General features: G+C 48.5%; 1 rRNA gene. It reads right to left on the reverse strand.

The features are described 5' to 3' along the window. Positions 1-61, reverse strand: a 5S ribosomal RNA gene (gene rrf, locus L6990_RS11885); the annotation flags it as partial. Positions 62-206 lie beyond the last annotated feature (145 nt).

The following is a 206-nucleotide window of genomic DNA, read 5'->3' on the forward strand; positions in this document are numbered from 1 at the left end:
GAGCCTTAACTTCCGGGTTCGGAATGGAACCGGGTGTTTCCCACGTGCTATAACCACCGCAAACCTGCGAGATTGTTACCTCAAAACCATACAGTGGACGCAAACACCAACAAACAATCAGCCAACACCAAGAAAAAAATGTAAGCCTTCGGACTATTAGTACCAGTCAACTCCACAGGAATTCCCCGCGTCCATACCTGGCCTAT

This window comes from Rothia endophytica (assembly GCF_928381505.1).
GTDB classification, from domain to species: Bacteria; Actinomycetota; Actinomycetes; order Actinomycetales; family Micrococcaceae; genus Rothia; species Rothia endophytica_A.